Origin of the sequence: Geoalkalibacter subterraneus (assembly GCF_000827125.1) — a bacterium.
Classification (GTDB): Bacteria; Desulfobacterota; Desulfuromonadia; order Desulfuromonadales; family Geoalkalibacteraceae; genus Geoalkalibacter_A; species Geoalkalibacter_A subterraneus.
The window spans coordinates 1,486,652-1,507,861 of the sequence record NZ_CP010311.1 but is presented as its reverse complement, the minus strand read 5'-3'; the positions used below and the strand labels follow the sequence as shown (position 1 = coordinate 1,507,861).

The window sequence follows — 21,210 nt, the reverse complement described above, 5'->3', positions numbered from 1 at the left end:
ACTCCTACAGGTGAACAAATTCGGTCTCGCGATCGCACACTTCAGCGAGGCCGATGCGGTCGATTTCCTCTTCGATGCGAGCAAAAACTGAATCTGCTTCAGCCTCGTCGGCAACAACCACAGCAACTCCGATACTGGCTCGCTGCCATAAGTCATGGCACCCGACTTCGGCAGCCGAAATGGGGAAGCGCTCACGGCAGCGTCCGAGAATTTTGCGCACGATCCCGCGCTTCTCCTTGAGATTCTGCGGCGCATGAAGAACTAGCTCGTAACGGGCGATCCCAACGACCATGATCTTTCCCCCATGAATTGAGCTCCCCTTTACTTTACAGCGCAGGGGAGCATCGATTACAGCAGGGTTTTAGTTTCCACTATTTCGTAGGCCTCGATGATGTCGCCGACCTTGATGTCGTTGTAATTCTCAAGGGAGATACCGCACTCGTAGCCGGTGGCAACCTCTTTGGTATCGTCCTTGAAGCGTTTAAGCGAGGACAGGTTGCCCTCCCATACGACAACGCTGTCACGCACAAGTCGTGCTTTGGCATTGCGAAGAATTTTGCCGTCAAGGACATAACAGCCGGCAATGGTACCGATGCGGGAGATTGTGAAAGTCTCGCGGACTTCGGCGCGACCGAGTTCTTTCTCCTTGAGGGTCGGAGCCAGCAGTCCCTCCATAGCGTTTTTAATATCCGAAACCGCATCGTAGATGATGTTGTATAGACGGATATCCACCCCTTCGCTTTCCGCCAACTGCGAGGACTTGGGCTCGGGGCGCACGTTGAAGCCGAGAACCACGGCATCAGAGGCGCTGGCCAGGTTGATGTCGCTCTCGTTGATCCCGCCGACGCCTGTATGAATCACCACCAGGCGGCAGGCGTCGGTGGAAAGTTTGACCAGAGCGTCTTTGACGGCCTCGACGGAACCCTGGACGTCGGCCTTGATGACCACCTTGAGTTCCTTGACATCGCCCTCCTGGATCTTGGCGTACAGCTGATCCAGGGAGATTTTGCTGGTCTTGGCCAGCTCGGCTTCGCGCAGTTTCTGCTGACGGTGCAGAGCGACATCCTTGGCTTTCTTCTCATCCTCAACGGCATAGAGCAGATCGCCTGCATCGGGCACGCCGGATAGACCAGTGACTTCCACCGGCATGGACGGCCCGGCATTTTCAACGCGCTCGCCACGATCATCGACCATGCTGCGCACGCGGCCGTGATGGACCCCGGAAACAATGGGATCACCGATGTGCAACGTGCCTTCCTGTACCAGCACGGTCGCCACGGGGCCGCGCCCCTTGTCCAGACGGGCCTCGACGATAATACCGCGACCACGTTTGTTGGGATTGGCCTTAAGTTCCATGACTTCGGCCTGCAGCAGCACCATTTCCAGCAGGGACTCAATATTGAGCTGCTCCTTGGCGCTGACTTCAGCAAATATGGTCTCGCCGCCCCATTCTTCTGGGATCAGTTCAAACTCAGTCAATTCCTGCTTGACGCGGTCCGGGTTGGCATCAGGCTTGTCGATTTTGTTAATCGCCACCACGATCGGCACACCGGCCGCCTTGGCATGGTTGATCGCTTCCTTGGTCTGCGGCATCACGCCGTCGTCAGCCGCCACCACCAGAATGACAATGTCCGTCGCCTTGGCGCCGCGGGCACGCATGGCGGTAAAAGCCTCATGGCCGGGGGTGTCAAGGAAGCTGATCTTGCGGCCGTTAAGCTCGACATGGTAGGCACCGATATGCTGAGTGATGCCACCGGCCTCGCCTTCTGTGACTTTGGCCGCGCGAATGGCGTCGAGCAGGCTGGTCTTGCCATGGTCAACGTGTCCCATGACAGTCACGACAGGCGGACGCAATTCAAGATCTTCCGGCTTGTCTTCTTCTGTGCCGGGCTTGACTGCGGGAGAATCTTCCAGAATCGCAGCCTCGTCAAAAGCGACGTTTTCCACCTCGTAGTTGTATTCAGACGCAAGCAGAGCAGCGGTCTCGAAATCGAGAGGATGGTTGATGGTCACCATCGACCCCTGCTTCATCAGCTCCCGGATCAACTCATTGGCCTTGATCCCCATACGCTTGGCCAGCTCACCGACGGTAATGGAATCGCTGATGCGGATCACGCGCTTAATGGCCTTGGAGATGGTGACTTCGGTCTTCTTGGTCTGCCTGGCTCCCTTTTTGGGGCGACGCATCTTGCCGCTGCGCTCAGGCTCAAACACCTCGAGCTTGCGACCCTTGCGGCCACGGCGCTGATCGGAATCTTCCGAAGGCCCCCCTCCGCCTTTTCCTTTTTTATTCTTTTTCCCGCCACGCACTTCTTTCGGCTGGAATACTTCGTCAGGTGCCGCCGGCGGGGTAAAGCTGGGGCGACTGCGTTCCGCCGCACCGCCGCCTCGGCGATCATCACCGGCGCCGGCGGGAGGTGTCCTGGGAGCGGAATCTCTTCTTGCGGGGCGATCCCGGCGGGTATTTTCAGCGGGCCGACTTGGCGCACCGGAGCGCGAAGGGGCGCCAGACAGAGTGGACAGATCCACACGTCCCAACACTTTTGCCCGCGAGGCGGTCGCTTTATCGGGTTTCTTTTCACGCGCAGCAGGTTTCTTTGCTTCGCTTTTTTGAGTTTCATCAGCCTGGGAAGCTTCCGTCTCTGCAGGCTTCTCTTCAGAAGTTTCCGTCCTGGCTTCCTGCGGCGCTTCTTTCTTGGAGGGCACTGCGGCCTCTTCACCTTCGGAAGCGGCTTTCTCCTCTACGGAACCTTCAGCCGGGGCCTGAACTTCTTCATCCTTTGGAACCGCCTCTGCTTCCTTCGGCGGCTCAACGGGTTGTTCAGCTTTGGCCTTCTCGAGAACGCCGGGCTCAGACGGCGCTTCGGCAGCGGGAACTTCGGGCTGTTCCACCTTCTGCTCTTCAGCGGCTTTTTCCTGCTCTGCCGCAGGTGCAGGAACTTCGCGTTTGCGACGGCGGATAATGCCGGGCTTAACCCGCTGCTCTTCGACCTTTTCAACGGTGGAAGTCGAAGCCTGTTCCAGCTTCTTGATGTCCTCATCCTCCAGCACACTCATGTGACTGGCAGCGGACACCCCCGCCTGTGCGAGCTTCTCAAGCAGTTCCTTGCTTTCGAGTCCCATTTTTTTGGCCAGTTCAAAAACCCGTGTCTTTCCCATTAAATCTCCCCTACGAATTGCTCGTATCGCTTTAGCCCATCATCCAGGGCCTTGGCCAAGGCGCAGGACCTGATTCCCAACACGCTGCGTTGCTCGCGGCCGGTCAGTCGGCCGAGTTCGGCCTTGGATCCCCATTGAAAAACGGGAATGTCACGCGCCGTCGCCTTACGCCTTATTTTTTCAAGAATACCCGTCGAAACATCGGTAGCAGCTACAACCATCTGCAGAGGCTCCCCTTTGTCCAACGCGGCCATCACGCCGTTTCCGCCGCCGACAATCTGACCGGCCTTGCGCAGCATACCAATAAGATTATCCACCCTGACGGCAAGCTGCCGGGTCAACTCCCCCAGCAGCTCTTCGGCATCAGGCGGAAGGCAGCGTCCGCGAAAGGTGCGCTGGAAACCACCGCGTCGTACAGCCTGCAAAAGACAGTCTCGCTCTACGCAGGTATATGCGCCCCGACCTGGAAGCTTATTCCGCAAATCAACATGAATAGTACCATCGGGGCCCATCACATAGCGTACAAGGACGCCTTTGTCTTTCTGCCCACGACAGCCGAGGCAGGTTCGAAGCGGCTGGTGCGCTGAGGCCATCAGGGCTTTTCCGCGTCCTCTTGCGGCTCGTCATCAGTTTCAGGCGGTTGTTCACCCTCAACGACAGGGGCCTCTTCCGAGACCTCTTCGTCCTGCTCGGAAGCAGCAAACTCCCCCTCTTCGGCCTGCGGCGCATCCGTTTCGGGTCGAGCATCCACAGTAAACTCGGACTCAGCTTCCATCTCAGCTTCGGCCGGATCGAGTTCCTGCAATTCGGCGGCCTCTGCAGCCTCTGCGGCACGCGTTTCACTCTTGATGTCGATCTTCCAGCCGATCAGACGAGCGGCAAGGCGCACATTCTGGCCCTTTTTGCCGATTGCCAGCGAAAGCTGGTCGTCCGGCACGATAATCTCGAGTTCTTTAGCCTCGCTGTCCACATAAACCCGGGCCACTTCGGCCGGGGCAATGGCGGAACAGGCAAAGCGGCCGATGTCGGGAGTCCAGGGGATGATGTCAATTTTCTCGCCGCGCAGTTCAGACACAACATTCTGCACGCGCGAACCGCGCATCCCGACACAGGCACCGACCGGATCGACATCATGATCGTGACTGACCACGGCAATCTTCGCGCGACTTCCGGGTTCACGGGCGCAGGCTTTGATCTCCACCAGCCCTTCGCTGATTTCGGGCACCTCGACCTTGAACAATTCTATCACCATTCCAGGATGGGTGCGCGACAGAATGATCTGCGGCCCTTTGGGCGAGAGCTTCACATCGGCGATGTAGGCCCGTACCCGGTCTCCCTGACGATAGGTTTCGCGGGGCACCTGCTCGCGATGGGGCAGCAGGGCTTCGGCGCGGCCGAGGTCGACGATCAGGTCGCCGCGCTCATAGCGTCGCACGATACCATTGACCAGCTCACCCTGACGATCCTTGAACTCGTTGTAGATCCACTCGCGTTCGGCTTCGCGGACCTTCTGGATGATCACCTGCTTGGCAGTCTGAGCGGCAATACGGCTGAACCCGTCGGATTCAAGCTTCATCCCCAGAGAGTCACCGACCTCAACGTCCGGATCGATTTCGCGGGCTTCCTCCAGGTCGATCTCTTTGTAGGAATCCTGAACCTCTTCGACCACGGTGACAAACTCGAACAATTCGACCTCACCGACTTCTTCATTGAAGTGCGCTTCAAGATCCCGGGTGTTGCGGTACTTCTTGTTCGCGGCGGACAAAACGGCCGACTCAAGCGCCTCCACCAGAATGGCGCGGTCAATCCCTTTGTCCTTAACGACCTGATCGATGATGTGGTTGAGATTGGTCAACTCTGATCTCCCTATGCAACTTTCTCGGCAGGGCAGACTGCACCCGGCCTGTCTTTTCAAATTCTTTCGTCAACCGAAACCCGATTCAGAAATCGAATTCCGGATCGAGATGAGCTTTGGCGACGGCCTCCAGAGCAATGGAAACCACCCCACCTTTCTTATCCGTCTGCTGAATCAGAATCCGGTCATCTTCAAGACCGATGAGGTCTCCAGTGAACGTCTTGCGGGCGTTCCCCCGACCATCCGGATCCATCTTCTCAAAGGTCTTGACTTTTATGCGCTCTCCGCAAAAGCGCTGATAATCCTCACGGGTTTTGAGCGGCCGATCGATCCCGGGAGACGAAACCTCCAGGTGGTAGGCCCTGTGGATGAAGTCCTCAACATCGAGAAGCATACTGACTTCGCGGCTGAAAAGGGCGCAGTCATCGAGAGTCACGCCGCCGGGCTTATCGATAAAAAAGCGCAGAACCCATCCCTGGCCTTCGCGCTTGAATTCCACATCGACCAGCTCGAAGCCGAGATCGTCGAGAACGGGCTTCGCGACCGCTTGAACTTTTTCCAGCACGGACCCTTCGCTCAAAACACACTCCGAACAAATAAAAAAAGTGAGCGCGAAGCCCACTTTCTAGTGAACAGATTAAATCTGAAGAGATTAACTAACATGCGAGTGGCAAAAATGCAAGGGAAAATATCGCGAAAGCCGGTCACACGCGCTTGAGAAGGACCAGACTTTCGATGTGAAAGGTCTGCGGGAAAAGGTCCAGACCAACAGCATGCTCAAGCCGGTAACCGTTATGAAGCAGCGGCTTGAGATCCCGGGCCAGCGTAGAGGGGTCACAGGATACGTACACAATGCGCTCGGGAGCGCGCCGCACCAGTTCCCGCGCCACATCGTAGGCGCCCCGGCGGGGAGGATCCAGCACAACGACATCCCAGGAGATATCGGGCTGCGAGGCAAGAATCCGCTCGGCAGGAGCGTGAACAAAACGCGCATTGAGACCATGGGCAGCAGCGTTGGACCGGGCCCAGTCGATTGCCGGGGCGAAATCCTCCACACCGGTGACTTCCGCGCCGGCGGCGACCAGAGGCAGGGACAGGTTGCCCATGCCGCAGAAAAGATCAAGAATCCGCAGCCCCTGCACATTGCCAAGGCAGTCCAGCAGTTCAGCTACCAATTGCCGGTTCTGATCCAGGTTGACCTGCGCGAAGCCGCCAACGGGATAAGCCAGCTTCAGCTCGCCTTCTCTCAACGGATGGATGTGCAGCGCCGGGTCACCGTGGATATGGCGCAACGTTTCCTTGCGCCCCTGCTGGAGAAACAAGGCCACGGACTCTGCTTTGCAAATTGGAAGCACAGCATCAACTACGGGTTGCGGGTCAGAACCGATAAAATGAACGACGATGGCGCGCGCGCCTTCATCATCGATTGCCAGATCGATCTGGGGGACCTGGTCGGAGTGCCGACAGTCTGCAAGGCAGCCACGAAGCTGAGGAAGAAGGCCATTCAGAGCTTCGGCTGCAATGGGGCATTCTTCTATATCGACCACAAAATGAGTGTTCGCCCGATAAAACCCCATGACAAATCCGCGGGGCGTGCGGCGGCATTTGATCTGAATGCGGCTGCGGTAATGCCAGGGGTTGGGAGCGGCCCGCATGGCCAGCTCTGCATTGGGGTCCGCACCGGCCTGCCGAACGAGAAAATCCTGCAGCAGGTTCTTTTTCCACCGCAGTTGTTCAGCGTAGGGCAGGCACTGCCAATGGCAGCCGCCGCACTTGCCGAAAACGGCGCAGCACGCGTCGATGCGGTTCGGTGCCGCAGAGGCTATGAAGACCAGCTCCCCTTCGATGTAACGCTTCTTCTCGCGCCGGGGGCGGAACAACACCCAGTCTCCCGGCACAACTCCCGGAACGAACACCGCTTTGCCGTCCAGTCGCCCCACACCGGCACCGCCGTACGCCAGAGCGTCTATATAAATTTCGGAGGGCGCGCTCAAGAGACAGGCTGAAGGAAAGGGCGCGTCTTTTTACGCTTGTCCAGAAGTTGCCGCACCAGCTTGGCAGGGTAATCGGGGCGCTGAAAATAACCAAAGGAGCTGCGTTGGTAGCTCTCCCACAACCGGGTGCGAATCGTCTCCACCATATCGCTGGGGACACCCATGCGTTCAAGTCGCTGTACGGAGCGCGCCTCATCTCCAAGAATGCGGCGCGCTTTTTCCAACGCTTCTCCGGGATGGTCCTGGTCGGAAAACAGACCGCCGACCAGGGGCACGCGCAGGGTAACATCCAGAGTCACCTTGTGATAATCGCCGTAATAGCGATGAGTGAGGTCCTGGACTTCAACGATCAACCCGTTGTTCAGACTCTGCTCAAAATAGGGATCGGATGTTTCCATCAGTCCTCCTTTTCTTTATTCTGCCGGGCCAAAATACGTCTCTGCCCTTCAATGTAGTCGATCCTGCTCCAGAGGCCGCGCAGAATGCGGACCTCGCGATCATTGAGGCCGGCACGCCCGAAGATGCGACGAAAGGCCCGCAGAATATGATCGGGGTTATCAGGGTTGAGATAGTCGATATCGAGCAGGGTGCGGCGCATGTGACCGTACATGGATTCGAGCACGCGCGAGGAACTGAGGCTCTTGCGTCCGGTCGCTTTTTCACCGTTCTGGGACAGGCGGTGCGCAACCCGAGATGCGTCGTAAAGACAGACCGCAACCGCCTGCGCCAGATTCATCGAAGGCAGGTCGTCGCTGGTCGGGATCGTAATAAAGCGCTGGCACAGGTCGAGCTCGCTGGTCAGCAATCCACGGTCCTCCCGTCCGAAAACCAGGGCGACGCGGCCATGGGGCGCGCGCGGCAGGTAATACTCCGCCGCCTGATCGGGGTGCAGAAACGCTTCGCGGTATTTGCCGAACCGGCGCGTTGTCCCCAGCGCCAGCGAACAATCAGCCAGCGCCTCTTCCAGGGAGCCGAACACCCGCGCCTGCTCAAGAAGACTGCCGGCCTTGACCGCCATCTGCCGCGCCTCATGGGCGCAATGATCAACCTGGGGGTTGACCAGCCTCAGGTCACTGAATCCGAAATTGGCCATGGCCCGGCACACCGACCCAATGTTGCGGCTGCCCTGGGGTTCCACAAGCACAATAGAGATATTATCAAATTGAAAGATCATTTATAAATCGTGGGAAAAAGAAAGATGGGCAACGCGGAGCGATTCAGTCGATGTCACCGACGACGTGCTGAATGATCGCTGTGCCGGCAATGGCAGCAGTTTCCGTTCGGAGAATGCGCGGTCCGAGAGAGACAGGCAGAAAACCGAGAGTACGAAAATCATCCACCTCCTCCGGGGCAAAACCGCCTTCCGGGCCGACGAAGAGTGCCACCCGGCAAGGTTTTTCGCTGCCAATGGCATCACGCAACGACCAGCAGGACTCGCCCTCGTAAAAAAACAGTCGCAGGTCAGCCTGGCGCGCTTCATACATGGCCGCATCCAGGGAACGGGTTTCACCCAACTCGGGAATAACGGCCCGGCGACACTGTTTAGCCGCCTTAAGCAGAACATGAGGCCAGCGATGGGATTTTTTCTGCTTGGCGTCATAGTCGGCCTGGTCGATGGAATGTTGCGAAACATAGGGCACGAAACGCTGCACGCCAAGTTCGGTGCCCTTCTGCAGGATCAGTTCAAAACGTTCGCGCTGCGGCAGGGCCTGATACAGGGTGATCCCCACCGGACTCTCGGACGGCCGCGGGAGAGATTCGAACGGCAGCAGCACGGCTGAATCGTCGGTCAACTCCTCCACCCGCGCGCGGAATTCACGTCCGCCACGATCGGTGACGGTAAAGGCTTCAGCAATCCGGGGCTGCCAACGGCCCAAAGCAGCGCGTGCAGCCGGGCCAACCGTAAAGGGCTTCTGCAGAACCAGCTCTGCATCAACGACGATGCGGCTGCTCGCCTCTTTTCCTTCAGCGCATGCGCGGATCAAAACCTGCCTCCCGGTATTGGGCGAATCGACGCCGCGAAGCCTGCAGAAGATCATCTTCGTAGGTCTCGGCAAAGTCGATCACCTGGTCGAACTGACGGAGAAATCCCACCGAACAGGGTTTGCCCATAATCAGGATACGCGCACCGTTGCTGTTTCGCTCCTCGGTGACGATCACCACCGGCTCATCGGAGCAGTCGACCGCGCCGTTATCGAAACAGTGAGGCACAAAAGCGCCCTTGCGCCAGGTCCACAGAAAACGGTCCAGCGTCACACCCTGGTTGTCGTCATGGACGGTCAGCAGCACCCGCTGCCCATGTTCATGGAACTCGGCCGCAAGCTCACACAGATGAAGCGCCTTTTCAGGTCGCTTCAATTTGATGAATTCAATTGAGGGTTTTCCCATGACGGCAATCCGATTCGAGGTCCAGGACTTTAGCTCGCTGCTGCCCGGCGGACATGCTCGGCACCCCGCTGCATGGCTTTGACATTGAGGGGGATCAAACGGTGATTACGCTCCGGTAGTATATCACGCAGCGCCTGCTCCAGTGATTCAAGGCAGGCGACGCCGGTTTTTTCCAGGTAAGCGCCTGCAGCGACCATGTTGACCAGCCGTGCGTCGCCAAGCTCCATCGCAACATCGTTCATGGGGATCTGGATGATCTCGACCTGGTCGACCGCAGGGACGTCCTCCACCAGGGAGGAATTGACCAGGCAGAATCCGCCCGGACGCACCCGCTCCAGGTATTTCTCTGCAGAAAGCGGGTTAAGCAGAATTGCACCCTGAGGTCGTCCGACAACCGGGGATCCTACTTCCTCGTCACTGATCACGACCGTGCAGGTGGCGGCTCCTCCGCGTTTTTCCACCCCGTAGGCGGGGAAATACGACACGTTGCGCCCTTCGAGAATCGCGGCATAGGCCATGAGGTTGCCCAGCATGAGAACCCCCTGCCCCCCGAATCCAGCTATAAAAACATCCTGATTCATGCGTTCAACCCTGAGCGGACGCATCGCCCTGGCGACGACCCGCTTCCTTGAAAATTCCGAGGGGGAAATAAGGGATCATTTCCTCCCCGATCCGGTCATTGGCCTCCAGTGCGCCCATCCCCCAGTTGGTCGGGCAAGCGGAGAGAACTTCGACGAATCCGAAACCGCCCTCCTTGACCTGGGCCTCAAAAGCCTGACGAACGACCCGTCCGGCAGAGATCACATTTTTGGGAGAGTTCACGGCTACCCGGGCCGAGAAGGAAACCCCTTCGAGCTGCGCAATCAATTCAGCCATGCGTATGGGATAACCGTCGCTGCTGACATCGCGCCCCCGGGGTGAAGTGGAGGTTCGCTGGCCCGCCAGGGTCGTGGGCGCCATCTGTCCGCCGGTCATGCCGTAAGTGGTGTTGTTGACGAAAACCACGGTAATCGCCTCGCCGCGATTGGCGGCATGGATGATCTCGCTGGTGCCGATAGCTGCCAGATCGCCGTCACCCTGGTAGGTAAAAACGATTCTGTCGGGGCGGGCGCGTTTGACGCCCGTGGCCACTGCCGGCGCACGACCGTGGGGCGCTTCCACCACGTCGATATCGAAATATTCATACAGAAAGACGCTGCACCCGACCGATGCCACTCCAATGGTCTGGTCCTGTACCTGAAAATGATCCAGGGCGTCCCCGACCAGGCGATGAATCGTGCCATGCTGGCAGCCGGGACAGAAATGGGTGACGACGTCCTTAAGCGAGTTGGGATGATTGAAAACGGAAACGAGCGATCCGGTCATGCCTTCCTCCCGTAGTGGCGGCTTATCTGTTCGAAAAGTTCCTCCGGAGGCGGCAGGGAGCCGGCGCCGGGCGGCCGTCCGTAAAATTCAACGGCACGATCGCAGGGAGTGTGAAGGCGCACATCTTCCACCATCTGCCCGGTGCTGAGTTCAAAGCAGAGAACCTTGCGTACCGTCTCGGGCAGATCGGCAAAAGCCTGGCAGGGAAAGGGGAAAAGCGTGATGGGACGGATCATGCCGACCTTCATCCCCGCTTCGCGCGCCATGCGCAGCGCCGTTTTGGCAATGCGTGCGGTGACGCCGAAAGCCGTCACCACCAGTTCTGCGTCTTCCAGCGCGACCGCCTCGAAACGCACCTCGTCGCGCTGCATCTGCTGATATTTTTCGTACAGGCGCCAGTTGTGTTTTTCAAGCTCGCCATCACCGAGATAGAGGGACTTGACGATTTTCTGATGGTCGCGCCCGCCCTTGCCGGTGACAGCCCAATCCTTGGCGGGCAGATCGACCTGGGGGCGCGGGTGGGGAATCAACGCCTCCTTCATCTGCCCGATCACCGAATCTCCCAGAATCATGGCCGGAATGCGGTAGCGATCGGAAAGATCGAAAGCCAGCATGGCATAATCGTACATCTCCTGCACGCTGTGAGGCGCCAACACGATCAGGCGATAGCCGCCGTGGCCGCCGCTTTTAACCGCCTGGAAATAATCGGCCTGCGACGCATCGATTCCGCCAAGCCCCGGGCCTGAACGCGCAATGTTGACGACCAGCCCCGGCAGTTCCGAACCCGCCATGTAGGAGAGCCCCTCCTGCTTGAGAGAGATGCCGGGACTCGATGAAGAGGTCATGGCACGGGCTCCGCACGCGCTGGCACCGAGCAGCATGTTGATGGAGGCGATTTCACTCTCGGCCTGAATGAACTGGCCGCCCACTTCGGGCAGCTCGCGCGACATGAACTCGGGGATATCGCTCTGGGGCGTGATCGGATAACCGAAATAATAACGGCAACCCGCTTCGAGGGCCCCCATGGCAACCGCCTCGTTGCCCTTGACGAAAAGACGCTTCTTCAAGATAGAAACTCCTGAGAAAAAAATAACTCAACTGGCTTTCTTTTCACGGAAAACGCGGATGGCGAGATCGGGGCACATCTGGGCACAGAGGGCACAGGCAGTACATTGATCTTCTTTGCCAGCGATCATTTCCGCCGGGAGAAAACCCTGTTTATTGATGGTCTTGCGCAACTGCAGCAGACCGTGGGGACAGGCAATAGTGCACAGCGCGCACCCCTTGCACCGCGATTCATCGATGACAGTCTGGTTCATAATCCGTCCGAAGGTTGGTTGGGATGAGGTCCGATCGACCTGAAACGGGGCAAAACTTATCAGATGCAACTTTCAGGCGTCAACTTGAAATCCCGCACGCAGAGGGCATCAGCCTCGAATCAATCTCTCGATCAAGCGAAAACCGTCCACCAGAACATTGTCCGCCCGCTTGGCGGACTCCTCGTTGTAACCGCGCACGCGGGGGTTCGGTTCGGGGGACGCCTCGGAATCGTAGAGAGCGAACGGCACCGGGTCATTGGTGTGGGTCATCTTCTTGACCGGCGTCGGGTGATCGGGCATCAGCAGAATGCGGTGCGGCCCCTTCTCTTTAAGCCCCTTGCGTACCGGCCCCACCACCTCGCGATCAAAGGATTCGATGGCTTTGATCTTTTCGTCGATCTGGCCCGAGTGGGATGCCTCATCAGGCGCTTCCACGTGGAGATAGACAAAGTCGCGACTCTCCAGGGCCTTTAATGCAAATTCTGCCTTGCCGCGGTAATTGGTGTCGAGGTAGCCGGTCGCGCCGGGGACTTCGATCACATCGAGCCCGGCGGATATTCCGATTCCCTTGATCAGGTCGACCGCTGCCACAACCGCGCCGCTGACCCCGAAACGATCTGCAAAAGTCTCCAGTTGGGGAACCTTGCCGTGTCCCCACAGCCAGATGGAGTTGGCCGGCAGCAGCCGCTGCTTTTCCCGCCGCACGTTGACCGCGTGGTTATTGAGCAGAAGCTGTGAGGAAGTCATCAGATTGACCAACTCCTGCGCGCCTTCCCCGCCGCGGGGAAGATCGTTCTCGATACTCTGCCCGGTCAGATCGTGAGGAGGCGTGAACACCATATCGTCACGCCCGCCGCGCCACACCATCAGGTGGCGGTAGGAAACGCCGGCGTGAAATTCGAACGGCCCGCCGCCGAACTCCTTGTCGAGTTCGCGGATCAACTCCCCGGCTTCCTCGGTGGAGATATGGCCGGCGGAAAAATCTTCCATGTAGATTTTCCCATAATGAGGGGTCAGGCAGACCAGGTTGAGCCGGAAAGCGACATCTTCCGGCCCCAGTTCGATCCCCATGCTGGCCGCCTCAAGCGGAGAGCGCCCCGTATAGCAGTTTCGCGGGTCATAACCGAAAACAGACAGGTTGGCCACATCACTGCCGGGGTGAAATCCTTCCGGCACCGTATGAACCATGCCGATTTCACCCTGGCGAGCCAGGGCGTCCATATTGGGGGTATCCGCTTTGGCCAGCGGCGTGCGTCCGCCAAGTTCCACCAGCGGCTCGTCCGACATGCCGTCACCAAGCAGAACGATGTATTTCATGATGACCTCTTGTTTTTTTAAAACCAGTGAGGGGTGAGGCGTGAAGTGTGAGAATGCGCGGGAAGAACCTACTCATCCCCAGGGGGCCGCTCTCAACTGTTCAAAATTTTTCGCAAGTTGAAACAATGCTCTATTTGACAAAGTGCAATTCCCGCTATTTCCCGGTCACCCTCGCGGGTGGAACTGCTCATGCAGTCGGCGCAGCCGCTCACGGGTGACGTGGGTATAAATCTGGGTCGTGGAGATGTCCGCATGTCCCAGCATGGCCTGGACCGCCCTGAGGTCGGCACCGTTTTCCAGAAGATGTGTCGCAAAGGAATGGCGCAGCGTGTGCGGCGTGATGTCCGTCCGGATACCGGCCTCCAGGGCACGGCGCTTAATCATCTTCCAGAATCCCTGACGTGTCAACCCCTGCCCGGAGCGGTTCAGAAAAACCACCGAACTGCCGCGCCCTTTCTCCAACGCAGGCCGGCCATTGTGCAGGTAGGATTCGAGTTCCGACAGGGCATTTTCCCCCACCGGCACCAGGCGCTCCTTGCGCCCCTTGCCGATGGTGCGCACGCAGCCGATCTGGGCCTGAACATCTCCGAGCCGAAGCCCCACCAGTTCAGAGACGCGCAGTCCGGTGGCATAGAGCAGTTCGAGCATGGCCCGGTCCCGCAGAGTCACAGGATGATAGCCGCGGGGTGCTTCCAGAAGCCGTTCAACCTCTTTGGGCGCAAGCACCGTGGGCAGACTCTGCATCATTTTCATGGATTCGATGCGCGCAGCCGGATTGAATTGAGCCAGTTGTTCCGCGAGCAGAAATTTGTGGAACATCCGCAACGCTACCAGCGCACGCGTGCGACTGCGCGGCGCCAGACCCAGGGCCTGCAGATGTTCGAGGTAGTCCATGACGTCCTGTGCGCCGATCTTATCGGGGTCGTTCAGCCTGCGCCCCTCCAGAAAGTCGAGGTAGCGGGCCAGGTCGCGGCCGTAGGCCTCCAGGGTGTTGCTTGAAAGCCCCCGCTCGACGGCAAGGAAATTCATGAAATGGTCCAGCAGTTCTTCCATGATAAAAGTCAAATCTCACGTTCCAGGGATTGAAGCAGGTGAGTTTTGATCTCCTCGATTTTCTCCTCCTGCATCACCTTCTGCCCGAAAATGTCCTGCACGTAGAAAACGTCGGCGGCCTGATCAACCTTGGTGGAAATTTTCGAAACGCCGATGTACAGGCCCAGGTCCTTGAGGGTGCGGGTAATGCTGTAGAGCAGACCCACCTTGTTGTGGGCGAATATGTCGATGACGGTATACTCGGGTGAGACGTTATTGTCAATTTCCACCTTGGTTGGAAAGCGCGGCCGGGGTTTGTCGGTCATGAACGCCGGCGGCTGACGGCGAACGACAAGCTGCTCCACGTCTCCGCGCCCCTCGATGACCATCACCAGGTCCTGCTCGACCTTGTGCCACTTCTCGGGATCATCGATCACATCTTCGGCGGAGCTGTTGACCTGCAGGATATCGAGCACTTCGCCGTTTTTGCGGGTATGGATCTGCGCGCCGAGAATGTTGATGCCGTTGGCCGCCATGACCCCGGTAATCATGGAAAAAAGCCCCGGCACATCCAGGGTCGTAATCGACACCTCGGTAAACCCGCGCTGGTAGTCGTGTTCGAGTTTGAGCGCCAGGGTCTTTTTCCCGCGGCTGTGGACCAGGCGCAGGTGTTCAGCGATCTCTGCGGAGTCGTAGGACATCTGATACCGCGTGCTCATGGTTTTGAGGTCTTCCTTGACGGTCTTTTCTCCCAATTCGTCCGCCAGGGCCCGAACCACGGCTCGCCTGCGGTTGCGCAGCTTCTCCGAGCGTTTTTCGAAGGCGAAGTTCCCCTTCTCAAGCACCTGGTAGGTTTTTTCGTACAGTTCCTGAAGCAGCATCCCCTTCCAGTCGCTCCACACGTCGGGGCCGACCGCCTTGAGATCGGCAAACGTCAGCAGGTAGAGCATCTTGAGGTTTTCGCTCATTTCCATGGTGCGGGCGAACTGCACAATCATGTGATCGTCGTGCAGATCGCGGCGCTGAGAGATATGCGCCATCGTCAGATGATGGCGTACCAGGAATTCAAGCCGTCGGCTGTCTTCCCTGTTGAGTCCCATGCGCCGCGCAATGGTGGGCATCATGGCCGCCCCTTTGTTGCTGTGGTCTTTGCCCTCCCCTTTGCCGATATCATGCAGCAGCACCGCAAGCAGGAGCAGTTCCGGCTTTTCGATGTCGTTGGCGATCCGCGTCAGGATGGGGTGTTCCTCTCCGTATTCACCGCTGCGCAGCTTGAGAACTTCCTCGACGGCAAAGATGGAATGCGTGTCGACAGTATAGATATGGTAGAGGTCATGCTGCACCTTGCAGAAGATACGTCCGAATTCAGGGATGAAGCGGTTGAGGAACTGCAGGTGGTGCATCTCGCGCAGCACTTCGCTGACACCGCGCCTGGAGCGCAGGATGTCAAGAAAAAGCTCGTTGATTGTCCGCGTGCGCCGCACCTTGTCGTTGATCAGGTGAAGGTTGTCCCGGATCAGCCCCTTTAAAGAAAGGCTCAGCGGAACCTGATGGTACTGGCTGAGCATAAAGGCGCGCATCATTTTGGAGGGATCCTGCTGGAAGACCTCTTCTCCCCTGACGCGCAGCTGCTCCCTTAAAATATAAAAATAGGGGTCGAGCTGGCGTCTGCGTGAAGCGCCGATGAGGCGCGAAGTGGGCTTGTCAAGCTGCTGAATGCGGGCAACCAGGGAGGATGACAGATGCTCGATTTCGGTGGCGCGGTAGTAATAATCCTGCATGAACTGCTCGACCGCCAGGGCGCGCCGGCTGCTTCTATAACCGAGAAAACGGGCGATGCGTTCCTGCTGGTCGAAATGCATCTGATCGCTCTTGCGGGTGCTGATAAAGTGCAGTTCGTTGCGGATGCGCCACAGGTAATCATAGGCATCTTCAAAGGCGCGCTGCTCGCTTTCGGTGATCACCCCCTTGATCACCATATCTTTGAGATTTTTGGCCTTGTACTTGACCTGGGCAATCCAGACCGCCGTATGCAGGTCGCGCAAGCCCCCCTCGCCCTCCTTTATATTGGGCTCAAGCAGATAAACCGAGCTGCCGTACTTTTCCCGACGCTTGTTATTCTCCTCCAGTTTGTTGCGGATGAACTGCTGGGTGTTTTTGCTCAACACCGTCGCCAGCACTTCCTTCTGGTAGCGGGCGTACAAGGCGCTGTCGCCGGCCAGAAACCGTGAATCGATCAGGGCGGTACGCACGGTCAGATCGCGATCGGCGTGATCAAGGCAATCCTTGGCGGTGCGGATGCTGTGCCCCACATCGAGGCCAAGATCCCACAGCAGGTAAAGAATGCGTTCAGAGATTTTTTCGGCGAATTCGCGATCCCGCCCGCCATAGAAAAACATGATGTCGAGGTCGGAACGGGGGTTGATCTCGCCACGTCCATATCCCCCGAGGGCAATCAGGGTACAGGCGCCGAAACCAGCGGGGGAGAGATCGATTGTGGCCGCTTCGAACAAGGTCTGAACCAGGATATCGAACATGCGGGTGAGTTCGCCGACCACCTCGCGCCCGCTGGCTCCCTGCCGGTGGCGAGTCTGAATCGCATCCAGGTAATGATCCAGATAAGCCTGAGCGGCATCGAGCAGCTCAGGCCTCCAGGAAGAAAAAACCACGGATTTCGGCACAGATTCAGGAACAGGGAAAAAGGTGATGGGGTCAATGACCAGAGGGGCAATAGTCATGAAAATTTTCCATCGTCAGAAACAATAAACCGATCAGCGCTGCGCAAGAAGCTCCAGGGCGACGCCATAATTACGCACCGCCTGAGAGATGGCAAGAGCTGTGTTCTGCTGAAAATCCTGGGTGACCAGGCGCGCCTCCTCGCGGTGGTTGCTGATGAAGGCGGCCTCGACCAGAACCGACGGCATTGTCGCCCCCAGAAGAACGTAGAACGGTCCCTGTCGCACGCCGAGGTCCCTGATATTGCTGTATTTGCGGCTCAGCCTTGAAACCATCGACTTCTGAATCTCTGCCGCCAGCCGGCCGGATTCATTGATCTTGGCGTTGGCCATCAGGTCGAACAGGATCGCTTCCAGGTCGCCCACTTCCTTAAGGGTCGTACCGTTTTCACGAGCTGCCACGGCTGCGGCCTGATCATTTTTTGACAGGTTGAGGTAGTAGGTCTCGGTCCCGTGGGCGCTGCGATGATGACTGGCATTGGCATGCAGAGAAATGAAGAGATCGGCGCCGACTTTGTTTGCAATGGCGGTCCTCGCCTCCAGGGGAAGAAAGACATCCCGGTCGCGGGTCAGGATGACCTCGCAGCCGATATCCTTTTCGAGCTGTTTCTTGAGCAATTTGGCCATGGCCAGGGTAATGTCTTTTTCCAGCACGCCATTGGGGCCCACGGCGCCCGGGTCCTTGCCGCCATGCCCGGGGTCGACCACGATGCGACGCAACCCGGAACGTTCATTGTTGGCGGGCGAAGGCCTTTTTTTCGCTGCCGGCGCGGCGTTTCGCCCCAACACCTCGGCCAAAGCGTCGCTGCCCCGGCCAGGCGGGCTGTTGCGAATCTCCGGCGACCGGGCGCTGAGTACCGGCTTCTGATTGCCGCCGATATCGATCACGATGCGGTAGGGGTCTTCAAGATGAAACACCTTGAAGTCAGCGGAGGTCACGAGATCAATCACCATCCGCGTCCGGCCGGGTTCCGGAGTCCCGAAGCGGACCCTGCGCAACAGGCCATCCTCGATTTCAACAACGGGTGAAACCGCCAGGTCTCGCGTCGAGTCGGGGATGTCGAGATAGATTCGCGGGCTCAGTCCTTTAGACGCATCCCCGGGAAGGACGTTGTATTTATAGTCTGCCGTGCGCGACAGATCCAGCACGACCCGCGTATAGGTCGGATTGGTCCAATGGCGCAGATTCACAATCTGTGCGGGACTCTCCGCCTCAGCCGAGACGGGATTGAGCCAGCAGAAGGCCAGTAGCAGCACACTGAAAAGGATGCGTACGCTGCGGTTTATCGTGAAGCAAAAAAATGAATGGAATCTCATCGCCATGCCTTGGTGCCCTCCGGAGTCAGAGCATTTTCTTCAGATCATCAAGAATATTCAACGCTTCAAGGGGGGTCAGAACCGTCACATCGACCTCTTCCAGCCTACGGCGCAACTCCTGGTCGCCGGATGAAAAAAGAGAAAGTTGTGGAGAGCTCGCCTGAGGTCGGGAACGCTTTCTCTCGCGCGCCAGGCGGGGCTGCCCCTCGTCGCTGAACTCGCCGGATTCAAGGTTGCGCAGAATCTCCTTGGCGCGCTCAACAACCGCTGCCGGAATTCCCGCAAGCCGTGCGACCTGAATCCCGTAGCTGTGCCCGGCGCTGCCCTTGACGATCTTGCGCAGAAAGATGACCTCATCGTTCCACTCGCGTACGGCCACATTATAGTTTTTAACCCGCTCGCGGGTCACGGCCAATTCGGCCAGTTCATGATAGTGGGTTGCGAATAAGGTGCGCGCGGCCACCCTTTTGTTGTCATGCAAAAACTCAGCCACCGCCCACGCAATGCTGACCCCGTCAAAAGTCGATGTCCCACGGCCGATTTCGTCGAGGATGATCAGGCTGCGGGGCGTGGCGTTATTGAGGATGTTGGCGGTTTCGGTCATTTCCACCATGAAGGTCGACTGACCTGAAGCCAGATTGTCGCTGGCGCCGACACGGGTGAAGATCCGATCGACACGGCCGATGCGCGCCGAACGTGCCGGCACAAAGCTTCCTACATGGGCCATCAGCGTGATCAAGGCCACCTGCCGCATGAAAGTCGACTTGCCGGCCATATTGGGGCCGGTGATGATGAGCAGTTGGTCGTCCTCGGTATCAAGACGCACGTCGTTGGGCACAAAACGTTCGCCGGGACTGACACGCTCCACCACCGGATGACGGCCGTCCTCGATCTCGATTGCAGTGCCGTCATCCACGACGGGACGCACATAATCGGCTTCATGGGCCAGGTCCGCCAGCGCCAGAATGACGTCGAGCCGTGCCAGTGCCTCGGCGGTATTCTGCAGGCGCGCGCCCTGCAGGGCCACCTGCTGCCGCACCTCCTGAAACAGATCGTACTCAATACTGACAATGCGCTCTTCGGCGCCCAGCACCTTGTTTTCGTACTCTTTGAGCTCAGGCGTGATGAAGCGCTCCGCGTTGACCAGGGTCTGCTTGCGCTGATATTCCTCGGGCACCCGGGACAGGTGGCTCTTGGTCACCTCGATGTAATAGCCGAAAACCTTGTTGAAGCGAACCTTGAGCGAGCCGATTCCGGTTCTCTCCCGTTCCTGCTGCTCCATCCGGGCAATCCACCCCTTGCCTTCCCGGCTGATCACGCGCAGCTCATCGAGGTCGGCATCGAAGCCGTCGCGAATCAAGCCGCCTTCGCGCAAAACGAAAGGGGGATCATCCACAATGGCGCGCCCGATCAGCTCCGCCACATCTTCGAGCACATCGAGATCGCCTGCCACCTCTTTGAGCACAGGCGCCTCAAAGCCCTGCACAATATCATTGATCTGCGGCAAACGTTCGAGCGATGTTCTCAATGCGACGAGATCCTTTGCCCCGGCGCTCCCCATGGCAACCTTGGCGGAGAGGCGCTCCAGGTCGTAGATTCCGTCCAGCGCCATACGCAGCCGTTCGCGCTCATCACTTCTGAGACGTGCCTCATCCACCGCCTCAAGACGCGCCCAAATAGCCGCGCAATCAGTCAGAGGATAGCTGATCCAGTGGCGCAGCTTGCGCCCCCCCATGGCGGTTACGGTTCGGTCCATGACGCCGAGCAGAGAACCTTTCTTGCGCCCGTCCTGCAAAGTGGATGTCAGTTCCAGGTTGCGCCGCGTCGCCGCATCGAGGACCAGATACTGATTTGAGGAGTGCGGAGTCAGGGCACGAAGATGCCCGATGTCGCCCAGTTGGGTCTGCTGCAGGTAATGCAGCACGGCGCCGGCAGCGCAGATGCCCGTATCAAGATGATCGCAGCCAAAACCTGACAGGTTTGAAACGGAGAAAAAATCCTGCAGCAGTCTGCGCGCACGATCCTCCTCGAAAATCCATTCGGGCAGTCGATTGACCAGACGGCCATCGAGAACCGGAGCAAGATCGCTCAGCACCTGCTCGCCACGATCGCCGTCATCGAGCAGAACCTCGCGCGGATCAAAAGACAGCAGCTCGCTGCGCGCCTGATCCATGTCGCGACACTGCAGCACCCGGAACTCGCCTGTGGTGATATCAACACAGGAAATTCCCATCTGGTCATCCCCCTTGTGCAGGGCCAGCAGAAAATTATTTTCTTTCGGCTGCAGGTTGAAGCCATCGAGAACCAGCCCAGGGGTCACCACCCGGACCACTTCACGCTTAACCAGTCCCTTGACTTCACGGGGGTCTTCGACCTGCTCGCAGATCGCCACCTTATAGCCGTTCTCTATCAGGCGCGCGACATACCCCTGGCTGCTGTGATAAGGGATTCCGCACAGAGGGACTTCATCTTCCGCGTTCTTGTTGCGGGAAGTCAGCGTCAGACCCAGTACTCGGGAGGCAACAACCGCGTCATCCATGAACATCTCATAGAAATCGCCCAAACGGAAAAAGAGAATCGCGTCGGGATAGCGGGATTTAATCTCCAGGTATTGACGCATCATGGGGGTGTTGCCGGCCATAGAAACTACCTTTTTCGCGATAATGACAGCTCCCGTTCCGCCCTGCAGAGCCGGACGGAATCAAGACGTTGAACAGAGGTTAAACCCT

The 21,210-nt window shown here is 58.3% G+C and carries 19 protein-coding genes; all 19 read right to left on the bottom strand.

Features of this window, described 5'->3' with window-relative positions; all coding sequences use genetic code 11:
* Positions 1–4: 4 nt before the first annotated feature.
* The 19 genes from GSUB_RS06880 to mutS all read right to left on the bottom strand — a co-directional run bounded on the left by GSUB_RS06880 (position 5) and on the right by mutS (position 21,122).
* Complete coding sequence (locus GSUB_RS06880) at positions 5–292, bottom strand: DUF503 domain-containing protein (protein WP_040199902.1); 288 nt, start codon at positions 290–292, stop codon at positions 5–7.
* A 56-nt stretch (positions 293–348) separates the two neighbouring features.
* Positions 349–3,159, bottom strand: a complete 2,811-nt coding sequence (gene infB / locus GSUB_RS06875) for a translation initiation factor IF-2 (protein ID WP_040199900.1) — start codon at positions 3,157–3,159, stop codon at positions 349–351.
* Positions 3,159–3,752: a DUF448 domain-containing protein gene (locus GSUB_RS06870; protein WP_052464680.1), complete on the bottom strand. Its 594-nt coding sequence runs from the start codon at positions 3,750–3,752 to the stop codon at positions 3,159–3,161. The genes infB and GSUB_RS06870 overlap by 1 nt, the downstream gene beginning before the upstream one ends.
* Entirely contained in the window at positions 3,752–5,014 is a 1,263-nt protein-coding gene (gene nusA / locus GSUB_RS06865; protein ID WP_144401969.1) for a transcription termination factor NusA, read from the bottom strand. The genes GSUB_RS06870 and nusA overlap by 1 nt, the downstream gene beginning before the upstream one ends.
* An 85-nt stretch (positions 5,015–5,099) precedes the next feature.
* A complete protein-coding gene (gene rimP, locus GSUB_RS06860) occupies positions 5,100–5,594 on the bottom strand; it encodes a ribosome maturation factor RimP (RefSeq protein ID WP_040199899.1) in 495 nt (164 codons plus the stop codon).
* A gap of 124 nt (positions 5,595–5,718) precedes the next feature.
* Positions 5,719–7,008, bottom strand: coding sequence for a 23S rRNA (uracil(1939)-C(5))-methyltransferase RlmD (rlmD, locus tag GSUB_RS06855; protein WP_040199897.1), 1,290 nt, complete (start codon positions 7,006–7,008; stop codon positions 5,719–5,721).
* Entirely contained in the window at positions 7,005–7,406 is a 402-nt protein-coding gene (locus GSUB_RS17970) for a hypothetical protein (RefSeq protein WP_052464678.1), read from the bottom strand. Before GSUB_RS17970 ends, rlmD begins: the two co-directional genes overlap by 4 nt.
* A complete protein-coding gene (locus GSUB_RS06845; RefSeq protein ID WP_040199896.1) occupies positions 7,406–8,182 on the bottom strand; it encodes an RNA methyltransferase in 777 nt (258 codons plus the stop codon). The genes GSUB_RS17970 and GSUB_RS06845 overlap by 1 nt, the downstream gene beginning before the upstream one ends.
* A gap of 43 nt (positions 8,183–8,225) precedes the next feature.
* Positions 8,226–8,993, bottom strand: a complete 768-nt coding sequence (locus GSUB_RS06840; RefSeq protein ID WP_052464677.1) for an RsmE family RNA methyltransferase — start codon at positions 8,991–8,993, stop codon at positions 8,226–8,228.
* Positions 8,974–9,396, bottom strand: a complete 423-nt coding sequence (locus GSUB_RS06835) for a DNA polymerase III subunit chi (RefSeq protein ID WP_040199895.1) — start codon at positions 9,394–9,396, stop codon at positions 8,974–8,976. Before GSUB_RS06835 ends, GSUB_RS06840 begins: the two co-directional genes overlap by 20 nt.
* Before the next feature lie 29 nt (positions 9,397–9,425).
* Complete coding sequence (locus GSUB_RS06830) at positions 9,426–9,977, bottom strand: 2-oxoacid:ferredoxin oxidoreductase subunit gamma family protein (RefSeq protein ID WP_040202208.1); 552 nt, start codon at positions 9,975–9,977, stop codon at positions 9,426–9,428.
* Positions 9,978–9,981: 4 nt separating this feature from the next.
* Positions 9,982–10,761, bottom strand: coding sequence for a thiamine pyrophosphate-dependent enzyme (locus GSUB_RS06825; RefSeq protein WP_040199894.1), 780 nt, complete (start codon positions 10,759–10,761; stop codon positions 9,982–9,984).
* Entirely contained in the window at positions 10,758–11,828 is a 1,071-nt protein-coding gene (locus GSUB_RS06820; RefSeq protein WP_040199893.1) for a 3-methyl-2-oxobutanoate dehydrogenase subunit VorB, read from the bottom strand. The genes GSUB_RS06825 and GSUB_RS06820 overlap by 4 nt, the downstream gene beginning before the upstream one ends.
* Positions 11,829–11,855: 27 nt before the next feature.
* Positions 11,856–12,080: a 4Fe-4S binding protein gene (locus GSUB_RS06815; protein WP_040199892.1), complete on the bottom strand. Its 225-nt coding sequence runs from the start codon at positions 12,078–12,080 to the stop codon at positions 11,856–11,858.
* A gap of 108 nt (positions 12,081–12,188) precedes the next feature.
* Entirely contained in the window at positions 12,189–13,397 is a 1,209-nt protein-coding gene (locus tag GSUB_RS06810; protein WP_040199891.1) for a cofactor-independent phosphoglycerate mutase, read from the bottom strand.
* 165 nt (positions 13,398–13,562) lie between these two features.
* Entirely contained in the window at positions 13,563–14,450 is an 888-nt protein-coding gene (xerD, locus tag GSUB_RS06805; protein WP_040202206.1) for a site-specific tyrosine recombinase XerD, read from the bottom strand.
* An 8-nt stretch (positions 14,451–14,458) separates the two neighbouring features.
* Entirely contained in the window at positions 14,459–17,167 is a 2,709-nt protein-coding gene (gene glnD, locus GSUB_RS06800) for a [protein-PII] uridylyltransferase (protein WP_052464676.1), read from the bottom strand.
* Between the two features lie 33 nt (positions 17,168–17,200).
* Positions 17,201–18,487, bottom strand: a complete 1,287-nt coding sequence (locus GSUB_RS06795) for an N-acetylmuramoyl-L-alanine amidase (protein ID WP_040199890.1) — start codon at positions 18,485–18,487, stop codon at positions 17,201–17,203.
* Between the two features lie 19 nt (positions 18,488–18,506).
* Positions 18,507–21,122 carry a DNA mismatch repair protein MutS gene (gene mutS / locus GSUB_RS06790; RefSeq protein WP_040199888.1) on the bottom strand — a complete coding sequence of 872 codons (2,616 nt, stop codon included), beginning with the start codon at positions 21,120–21,122 and terminating at the stop codon, positions 18,507–18,509.
* Positions 21,123–21,210 lie beyond the last annotated feature (88 nt).

Excerpts from the sequence above, each read along its gene's own strand:
- GSUB_RS06880 (WP_040199902.1), bottom strand. The coding sequence starts at position 292 with ATGGTCGTTGGGATCGCCCGTTACGAGCTAGTTCTTCATGCGCCGCAG.
- infB (WP_040199900.1), bottom strand. The coding sequence starts at position 3,159 with ATGGGAAAGACACGGGTTTTTGAACTGGCCAAAAAAATGGGACTCGAA.
- GSUB_RS06870 (WP_052464680.1), bottom strand. The coding sequence starts at position 3,752 with ATGGCCTCAGCGCACCAGCCGCTTCGAACCTGCCTCGGCTGTCGTGGG.
- GSUB_RS17970 (WP_052464678.1), bottom strand. The coding sequence starts at position 7,406 with ATGGAAACATCCGATCCCTATTTTGAGCAGAGTCTGAACAACGGGTTG.
- GSUB_RS06845 (WP_040199896.1), bottom strand. The coding sequence starts at position 8,182 with ATGATCTTTCAATTTGATAATATCTCTATTGTGCTTGTGGAACCCCAG.
- GSUB_RS06835 (WP_040199895.1), bottom strand. The coding sequence starts at position 9,396 with ATGGGAAAACCCTCAATTGAATTCATCAAATTGAAGCGACCTGAAAAG.
- GSUB_RS06830 (WP_040202208.1), bottom strand. The coding sequence starts at position 9,977 with ATGAATCAGGATGTTTTTATAGCTGGATTCGGGGGGCAGGGGGTTCTC.
- GSUB_RS06825 (WP_040199894.1), bottom strand. The coding sequence starts at position 10,761 with ATGACCGGATCGCTCGTTTCCGTTTTCAATCATCCCAACTCGCTTAAG.
- GSUB_RS06815 (WP_040199892.1), bottom strand. The coding sequence starts at position 12,080 with ATGAACCAGACTGTCATCGATGAATCGCGGTGCAAGGGGTGCGCGCTG.
- GSUB_RS06810 (WP_040199891.1), bottom strand. The coding sequence starts at position 13,397 with ATGAAATACATCGTTCTGCTTGGTGACGGCATGTCGGACGAGCCGCTG.
- xerD (WP_040202206.1), bottom strand. The coding sequence starts at position 14,450 with ATGGAAGAACTGCTGGACCATTTCATGAATTTCCTTGCCGTCGAGCGG.
- glnD (WP_052464676.1), bottom strand. The coding sequence starts at position 17,167 with ATGACTATTGCCCCTCTGGTCATTGACCCCATCACCTTTTTCCCTGTT.
- GSUB_RS06795 (WP_040199890.1), bottom strand. The coding sequence starts at position 18,487 with ATGGCGATGAGATTCCATTCATTTTTTTGCTTCACGATAAACCGCAGC.
- mutS (WP_040199888.1), bottom strand. The coding sequence starts at position 21,122 with ATGGCCGGCAACACCCCCATGATGCGTCAATACCTGGAGATTAAATCC.